The organism is Flavonifractor sp. (genome assembly GCF_019422385.1).
Lineage (GTDB): Bacteria > Bacillota > Clostridia > Oscillospirales > Oscillospiraceae > Flavonifractor > Flavonifractor avistercoris.
This window is the reverse complement of record NZ_JAHZDL010000076.1, coordinates 1-8266: the sequence shown is the minus strand read 5'-3', so window position 1 is coordinate 8266 and position 8266 is coordinate 1. Positions and strand designations below refer to the sequence as shown.

Genomic DNA, 8266 nt, shown 5'->3' with positions numbered 1-8266 from the left:
AACGCCACCCTCAAGGCCAAGATGAAGGTGCTGGTGGACAAGGTGGAGGAGTACCGCTCCACCGAGGACGCCATGCGCAAGGCCCTGCTGACGGCCCAGAAGATGGCCGACGAGATGGTGGCCCAGGCGGAGAGCAAGAAGGCGGAGATGCTCAAGGACGCGGAGGCCCAGGCCAAGGCCCGCATGGCGGAGCTGCAGCAGGGCCTGCGGGATGAGCAGCTGCGCCTCACCGCGGCTCAGAACGCCACGGCGGCCTACGTGTCCAAGCTCAAGGAGCTGTACCAGCACGAGATGGACTATCTCAACGGCCTGTCCAAGCTCACCGCCGCCGCCCAGCCCGCCCCTGCGGCGGATCCGGTGGACACCGCGGTGGAGGACATCTCCCACAACGTGGAGAAGCTGGTGGCCGAGGAGAGCGCCGAGGCCGAGGCCGGCCAGCGGGAGGACACGGTGGATCTGGGCGGCCCCGCCCCGGAGAAGGAGGGCGGCCTGTACGCCGAGTTGCTGGAGCTGAGCCGCTCCCACGGCGGGGAGGAGGAGGCCGAGGAGCCCGCCGAGCCCACCCGCCGCATCGACTTCGACCACCTCCAGTTCGGAAAGGACTACGAAATCCGGTAAAGCCTCTTGACAGAAGGCGGAATTACAGGTAAGATACTCGGAGACGCGGAAAACCGCGCCTCCGAGTGTTTTTATCCAGCCAAACGCTGTGACGAGGACGAGTACCGCCCCCAACCCTGTGCAGAGAGCCGCCGTTTTTGGTGCAAGGCGGACAGGGCGGGCCGGGAAGATCACCTCCGAGCCGCCGCCCCAACGGCCTCTTTGCCCAGTAGGTGCGGACGTCTGGCCCCGTTACCGGCCGCCGAGGGGCCGCGGCTTGTCCGCGGCAATGAGAGTGGTACCGCAGAGGTTTGCGCCTTTGTCTCTTTGTGAGGCAGGGGCGCTTTTTGTTTGCCCGGGCGGGCGCGCCTGCGTGTCGGCCCGCGTCCCTCCCCCAAAACTGTTCACCATTCACTTTTTACTATTCACTGAAAAAAGGAGAACCACCCATGGATTACAACCAGACCGTCCATCTGCCCCAGACCGACTTCCCCATGCGGGCCGGCCTGCCCAAGCGGGAGCCGGACATGCTCCAGGCCATGTACGACCACGATCTGTACCACAAGATGGTGGCGCGCAACGAGGGCAAGCCCAAGTTTGTCCTCCACGACGGCCCCCCCTACGCCAACGGCAACATCCACATCGGCACCGCCCTGAACAAGATCCTCAAGGACATGATCGTCAAGCACAAGAACATGACCGGCCACTGCGCCCCCTATGTGCCCGGCTGGGACACCCACGGCCTGCCCATCGAGTCCGCCGTGCTGAAGGACAAGAAGGTCAAGCGGGACGAGATGACCACCGCCCAGTTCCGCACCAAGTGCCGGGAGTACGCCGAGGGCTATATCGCCAAGATGACCGGGCAGTTCCAGCGCCTGGGGGTGCTGGGCGAGTGGGAGAACCCCTACATCACCCTGCTGCCCGAGTTTGAGGCCAGGCAGATTGAGGTCTTCGGCAAGATGGCGGAGAAGGGCCTCATCTACAAGGGCATGAAGCCGGTGTACTGGTGCCCCGCCGACCAGACCGCCCTGGCCGAGGCGGAGATTGAGTACGCCGACGACCCCTGCACCACCATCTTCGTCAAGTTCCCCGTGCTGGACGACAAGGGCAAGCTGGGGGGCCTCACCGATCTGAGCCGCACCTACTTCGTGATCTGGACGACCACCCCCTGGACGATCCCCGGCAACTACGCCATCTGCCTCAACGCCGAGTTTGACTACGTGCTCCTCCAGGTGCCCGGCGGCGACGTGTATATCCTGGCCAAGGATCTGGCCGAGAGCGTGTGCAAGGCCGCCCACATCGACTATGCCGCCTGTACCGTGCTGGCCACCCTCAAGGGCAGCGAGTTCGAGCTGATGAGCGCCAAGCACCCCCTCTTTGACCGGGAGAGCGTGATCCTCAACGGCGAGCACGTGACCCTGGACGCCGGCTCCGGCTGCGTCCACACCGCCCCCGGCTTCGGCGCCGAGGACTTCGCCATCTGCCGGCAGTACGACAAGGCGGGACTGACCCACATCGGCGTGCCCGTGCCGGTGAACGCCAAGGGCGTCATGACCGACGAGCGCTACAACGGCCAGTTCTACGCCAAGGGCAATGACATGGTGGTGGAGGATCTGGAGCGAGAGGGCTTCCTGGTGGCCAAGGAGAACATTACCCACTCCTACCCCCACTGCTGGCGCTGCAAGAACCCCATCATCTACCGGGCCACCGAGCAGTGGTTCTGCTCCGTGGACGCCATCAAGGACGCCGCGGTGAAGTCCTGCGACGCCATCCAGTGGAAGCCCGAGTGGGGCAAGGAGCGCATGATCTCCATGATCACCGAGCGCTCCGACTGGTGCATCTCCCGCCAGCGGGTGTGGGGCGTGCCCATCCCCATCTTCTACTGCGACGACTGCGGGGCGGACATCGTCACCCCCGAGACCATCGCCAACGTGGCCCGGCTCTTCCGGGAGCATGGCTCCAACATCTGGTTTGACAAGGAGCCCCGCGACCTGCTGCCCGAGGGCTTCGTGTGCCCCAAGTGCGGCAAGGCCCACTTCTCCAAAGAGACCGACATCATGGACGTGTGGTTCGACTCCGGCTCCACCTGGGCCGCCGTGGCCGCGGAGCGCCCCTATCTGAAGTACCCCGCCGACCTCTATCTGGAGGGCGGCGACCAGTACCGCGGCTGGTTCCAGTCCTCCATGCTCACCTCCATCGCCGTCAACGGCGTGGCCCCCTATCACCAGATCGCCACCCACGGCTGGACTGTGGACGGCGAGGGCAAGGCCATGCACAAGTCCCTGGGCAACGCCGTCTCCCCCGACGAGGTCATCAGGGAGTACGGCGCCGACATGCTCCGCCTGTGGGTGGCCTCCGCCGACTACACCCAGGACATGCGCATCTCCAAGGACATCATGAAGCAGCTGAGCCAGGCCTACCTGAAAATCCGCAACACCGCCCGCTACATGCTGGGCAACCTGTGCGACTTCGACCCCGACACCCACGCGGTGGCCTATGACCAGCTGGAGGAGCTGGACAAGTTCGCCCTGGCCTGCTGCAACAACCTGGTGAAGGCCTGCCGGGAGGCGTACGACCGCTACGAGTTCCACGCCGTCTACCGGGCTGTGTACAACTTCTGCGTGGTGGACATGTCCAACTTCTACCTGGACATCATCAAGGATCGGCTGTACTGCGGCGACGACGCCGGCCGCCGCTCCGCCCAGACCGCCCTGTACACCATCCTGGACGGCATGACCCGGCTCATTGCCCCCATACTCGCCTTCACCTCCGACGAGATCTGGCACGCCATGAAGCACGCCAAGGGCGTGGACGCCGAGAGCGTGCTGCTCAACGACATGCCCGGCTATGAGGAGAAGCTGGCCCTGGACGCCGCCGGACAGGAGCGCTGGGACAAGCTGGTCTCCCTCCGCGACGCGGTGAACAAGGCCCTGGAGAACGCCCGCAATGCCGGCGTGTTCAAGAAGGCCCAGGACACCGACATCACCCTGTCCGTCTCCGCCGCCGACGCCGCCTTCCTGGAGGGCGTGGATCTGGCCACCCTGTGCATCGTGTCCAAGGTCACTGTCACCACCGGGCCCGTGGAGGGGGAGCAGATGGAGGACTGCCTGGTGCCCTGCACCATCGCCGTCAAGCTGTCCGAGGCCCCCAAGTGCCCCCGCTGCTGGAACCACAACGAGCACATCGGCACCGAGGGACATCACCCCGAGCTGTGCCCCCGCTGCGCCGCCGTGGTGGCCGAGTAACCCCCCATATCCGCAAGACAAAAACAGGCGCCCGCAATCGCGGGCGCCTGATTTCTGCTTGCTGTATGTCTCATCATGACCATGTTCCGGTGGGGGCCCCGGCGGCGGGCCTGCCCGGCGCTGGTCTGTCAATGTAGGGGCGGATATCATCCGCCCGAAGCCCAGCCTGTCGAAAAAATCTTTTCGACAGGCTGCTAAACTTTTTGAAACTTCAAAAAAGTTTCGAAAAGTTGTTTGATCCAACGCGAAAGGGAACCCTGACGGTTCCCTTTCACACTATTCTTCCCTCCGAATTCTTCGGCTGGAGGGTTTATCGACAGCCCGGCCTTCCCCTCTTTGGGGGGAAGGTGTCCCAGTGCGCACACTGGGGCGGATGAGGGGTTCCACGTTCTCGCACCGGGGTGCCCCCGGGGGCGCGCCTGCGCGGCGGGCGCCCCCATTTCTTCCCAAAGAAATGGGGGGAAAGAAGGGGCCGGGGGTTCTTTTTTGAGGTGGCTTCGCGTTGATTTTCATCGAAGGTGCCCCCGGCACCTTCGACCCCCGGCGCCCCCCAGTACGGGGGTTCATGGCGGCGGTGGGCTGTACGGACAGGGCAAAGACCGGGCGTGCATCCACGCCCGGTTCCTTTTTTCTGTTCGTTTCAGGCGCTGCCGCGCCCCGGGTTGCACGCATCGGGGTTGCCCTGCAAGCCCTGGGAACAGTTGCGCTGTACCGGCCTGGCCCGCCGGGCCGCCGTCGGTGCCATGCCTCCGAAATACTGGGGCAATCACCGTAGCCATCCGTAGGGGTGCACTGTGTGTGCGTCCGCCCCGAGCCGAGGGGGCGTTACAGCGTAAGCCCCCTCGGCCGGAAGGTTACATGTAGGACAGCTCGGGGGAAGTTCCAAGAAGGGGGAATCGCAATTCCCCCTTCTTGGTCGTTTCAAGGGGTGGGTGCAGGGCGTTTGGGCGTTAAGAAACGTGCCGGTGGCACGTTTTAGCCCAAAAGCAATCCAGGCGTAGCCACCTTAACCCGTGGAAATCGAAATTCCCCGTCCTGCTGGTTTTCCCCCGCTTTTGCCATCAAAAGCGGTGCGCCCGCCGCGTAGGCGCTCGCCGGAGGCCGGGCCTCCACTGAGCGGCCGCCATGTATGGCGGCCCTACGCACGGCGTGCCCAGCTTGCCGCGCCCCACGGAGCCAGCAGTTGCGTGGAAAAGCGGGCGGATGGTATCCGCCCCTACGGCCTGCGGACGATAAATTCCACGTCCATGCTGCCGCCGCAGACCATGCCCAGGCTGGCGGCGTCGGGGGAGAGGTCGTAGTGCCGGGTCATTGTAACGCCGCCGCCCCGCTCCCACAGGGCTTTGGCCTCCTGGACAGCCTGGAACTCCACCGCGCCGCCGCCGATGGTGCCCAGGACGGAGCCGTCGGGCCGCACCAGCATCCAGGTGCCCACGCCCCGGGGGGTGGAGCCGTGCTTGGCGGTAATGGTGCACAGCACGCCGGGCTCCCCCTCCGGCGGGGGGACGGCCGCCGGGCCCCGGCGGGAGCGCACCTGCACCAGCTGGGCGGCGATGGACACGGCGATCTCCGCCGGGGTCTGCCCCCCGATGGGCAGGCCGATGGGGGCGCACACCCCGTCCAGCACCTCCCGGGCGAACCCGGCCGCCGCCAGGGAGTCCTTCACCGCCGCCACCTTGGCCCGGCTGCCGATCATCCCGATGTAGGCGTAACGGCCTCTCAGCACATGCTCCAGGCAGTCCCGGTCGTGGACGTGGCCCCGGGTGAGCAGGCAGTAGTAGTCGTCCTCCCGGCTGCCCAGCTCCGCCAGGGCCTCCAGGAAGGGGGCGCAGATCACCCGCCGGGCCATGGGGAAGCGGCTCTCGTTGGCGAACTCCGGCCGGTCGTCGATGACGATCAGCTCAAACTCCAGCCGGCCGGCGATGTGGGCCAGCTCCAGGGACACGTGGCCCCCGCCGCAGAGGATCAGACGCTCCATAACCCCTTCTCCTTTCCAAAGTACAGCAGGCCCTCCAGTACGCCGCCGCCGATGGCCCGGGCCTTGTCGGAGACGGTGAAGCAGTGGCGCGCCTCGCACCGGGGGTCGATGTCCCCCGCCTTCATGCCCTTTTTGACGGCCAGCCCGGCGGGGAGCATCCCCCGCACCACGCCGGTGAGCCGGACGCACACCACCGCACCGGCCACCCGGGCCACCGGCGCGCCCTCCTCCACCCGGTCGCCGATGGCGGCCAGGGGCTCAAAGAGGCCGTCCGCCGGGGCGCGGATGATCCGCTCCTCGGTGTAGCCGCCGATGTCGCCGGGCACGCCGGTGTTGGGGATGGCGGAGCCCTCCAGGATCAGGCGGCCCAGATCGTGGCCCCGCTTGGTCTCCACCACCCCGTGGCAGTCCACCCCGGCGGTGAACCCCGGCCCCAGGGCCAGGACGATGGGGGCGTCGGTGATGGCGGTGCCCAGGTTTCTCTTGGCCAGGATGGCGTCCACCACCCCGTCAAAGGGCAGCTCCTTCCGAATTTCCGCCCCCGGGTCGCAGAGCACGGGGATCTCCCCCCGCGCCAGGGCGGCCAGGGCCTCCGCCTTTCCGGACGCCCGCCGGGCGGTGAGCCCCTCCACGGCAGCCGTCCCGTCGTACATGCACTGGGAGAAGGCCACCGTCCGCCGCACGGCGGTGGGCCGCTCCACCTCGGTCATCACCAGGTCAAGGCCCGCCCGGCGCAGCCGCACCGCCGTGCCCGTGGCCAGATCCCCGGCCCCCTTGATCAAAACCAGCATAACCCGCCACGCTCCTCCTCGGTATAGCTGTGAATGGCGCTCTCAATCCCCCGGGCGGCCAGCAGGGCCGCCGCCTCCCGGGCGTACTGCCGCCGCGCAGGCGTGTCCGCCTTGTTCAGCAGACAGCGGAAGGCCATGCCCTCCGCCACCCCCTTGCGCCCCCCCTGGGGGTGGGCCAGCAGGGCGGCCACATCCGCCGGGGTGAGGAGGTGACCCTCCCCCGCGCCCAGCAGGGCCCGCACCCGCTCCGGCCGGTGGCAGACGGCCTCCACGGCCTGTCCCACCCCGTCCAGGCCCGCCACCGCCACCACCGCGTCGGCGCAGGGGGGGATGGCAGGCTCGTGCTCCGCCGGGGCCTTCAGGGGCAGCATCTTGGCCCCGTCGGCCTCCACCAGCACCACGTCCGCCGCCCGGCGGCAGGTCTCCGCCGCCGCGGCCAGGGTCAGCTTGCCCGTGGGCTCCCGCCGGCCGCATACCACCACCCCCTGGGTGTCCACCAGGGCGCGGAGCTTCTCCCCGTCCGTCTCCCACGTCAGGGGCAGGCGGGGGTGGGGCCTGATGTGGGTGGTGGTGGTGACAATAACCGTCAGGCCGGCGGCCCGGGCCTCCCGGGCCAGGGCGTAGAGGGTGGAGGTCTTGCCCCCCGCCCCCACCAGGGCCACCACCCGGTGGCAGTCCGGCTCCAGGCGCAGCTTCTCCCAGATGCCCACGGCCTAACCTCCGCTCAGGTGCTCAATCAGGATCTTCACGCCGATGGCGATGAGCACCAGGCCGCCCACCAGCTCGGCCCGCCGCTGGAACAGGCTGCCCAGCCGCTTGCCCACCAGGCCGCCCACCAGGGACAGCACGAAGGCCACCACGCCGATGACCACGGCGGAAAAGAGGATATTCACGCGCATGAAGGCCATGGACACCCCCACGGCCAGGGCGTCGATGCTGGTGGCGATGGCCAGCAGGCACAGCCGCCTGGCGGAGAGATCCGCCGGGGCCTCGTCCTCCTCCCCGCCCCGGAGGGAGCCCCAGGCCATCCGGCCGCCGATGACGGCCAGCAGGGCGAAGGCCACCCAGTGGTCCACCGTCTCTATGTACTGGCTGACGCTGCTGCCCAGCAGCCAGCCGGCCACCGGCATCATGAACTGGAACGCGCCGAACCACAGGCCCATCCTGGCGGCCTGTTTCACCCCGAAGCCGGGGATGGAGATGCCGCTGGACACGGACACCGCGAAGGCGTCCAGGGCCAGGCTGACGGCGATGAGTAAGATCTCGACCAAAGAAAATCACCCATTTTCAAAAAAGAAAGTTAGAACAGCTGAAAAGATTATAGCATACAGGAGAAAAATATGCTATAACAAATAGGAGTATGTGAGGGGGGAGATTGTCATGGAGCGGGAGGACTGGATGCGCCTGGCCCTGGCCCTGGCCCGGGAGGCGGGGGAAGCGGGCGAGGTGCCGGTGGGCTGCGTGATCGTGAAGGACGGCGCCGTGGTAGGCCGGGGCCGCAACCGGCGGGAGGGGGAGCGCACCGCCCTGGGCCACGCGGAGATCGAGGCCATTGCCGACGCCTGCCGCACCCTGGGGGGCTGGCGGCTGAGGGACTGCACCCTCTACGTCACCCTGGAGCCCTGCCCCATGTGCGCCGGGGCCATCGTCAACGC

General features: G+C 67.4%; 7 protein-coding genes and 1 other annotated feature. Of the genes, 3 read left to right on the top strand and 4 right to left on the bottom strand.

Annotated features, from left to right (window positions below):
* Together QZ378_RS10040 and ileS are read left to right on the top strand one after the other, a co-directional pair.
* A partial coding sequence (locus tag QZ378_RS10040) for a DivIVA domain-containing protein (protein WP_291258168.1) occupies positions 1-618 on the top strand: 618 nt, incomplete at its 5' end.
* 79 nt (positions 619-697) lie between these two features.
* Positions 698-927, top strand: a binding site (T-box leader).
* Positions 928-1046: 119 nt separating this feature from the next.
* Positions 1047-3842: an isoleucine--tRNA ligase gene (ileS, locus tag QZ378_RS10035; RefSeq protein ID WP_291258167.1), complete on the top strand. Its 2796-nt coding sequence runs from the start codon at positions 1047-1049 to the stop codon at positions 3840-3842.
* Positions 3843-5058: 1216 nt separating this feature from the next.
* Here the strand turns inward: ileS and QZ378_RS10030 are convergent.
* The 4 genes from QZ378_RS10030 to QZ378_RS10015 are packed head-to-tail and all read right to left on the bottom strand — an operon-like array spanning position 5059 to position 7882.
* The gene (locus QZ378_RS10030; RefSeq protein ID WP_291258166.1) at positions 5059-5820 is read right to left on the bottom strand and encodes an XdhC/CoxI family protein; all 762 of its coding nucleotides are present in this window, start codon (positions 5818-5820) and stop codon (positions 5059-5061) included.
* A complete protein-coding gene (gene yqeB, locus QZ378_RS10025; protein ID WP_291258165.1) occupies positions 5808-6611 on the bottom strand; it encodes a selenium-dependent molybdenum cofactor biosynthesis protein YqeB in 804 nt (267 codons plus the stop codon). The genes QZ378_RS10030 and yqeB overlap by 13 nt, the downstream gene beginning before the upstream one ends.
* Entirely contained in the window at positions 6599-7321 is a 723-nt protein-coding gene (gene yqeC / locus QZ378_RS10020; protein WP_291258164.1) for a selenium cofactor biosynthesis protein YqeC, read from the bottom strand. The genes yqeB and yqeC overlap by 13 nt, the downstream gene beginning before the upstream one ends.
* Before the next feature lie 3 nt (positions 7322-7324).
* Positions 7325-7882 carry a manganese efflux pump MntP family protein gene (locus QZ378_RS10015; protein WP_291258163.1) on the bottom strand — a complete coding sequence of 186 codons (558 nt, stop codon included), beginning with the start codon at positions 7880-7882 and terminating at the stop codon, positions 7325-7327.
* A 109-nt stretch (positions 7883-7991) separates the two neighbouring features.
* Between QZ378_RS10015 and QZ378_RS10010 the strand changes: the two genes are divergently transcribed.
* Positions 7992-8266: nucleoside deaminase (locus QZ378_RS10010; RefSeq protein ID WP_291258162.1), on the top strand; the 275-nt coding region annotated here is incomplete at its 3' end.

Excerpts from the sequence above, each read along its gene's own strand:
- ileS (WP_291258167.1), top strand. The coding sequence starts at position 1,047 with ATGGATTACAACCAGACCGTCCATCTGCCCCAGACCGACTTCCCCATG.
- QZ378_RS10030 (WP_291258166.1), bottom strand. The coding sequence starts at position 5,820 with ATGGAGCGTCTGATCCTCTGCGGCGGGGGCCACGTGTCCCTGGAGCTG.
- yqeB (WP_291258165.1), bottom strand. The coding sequence starts at position 6,611 with ATGCTGGTTTTGATCAAGGGGGCCGGGGATCTGGCCACGGGCACGGCG.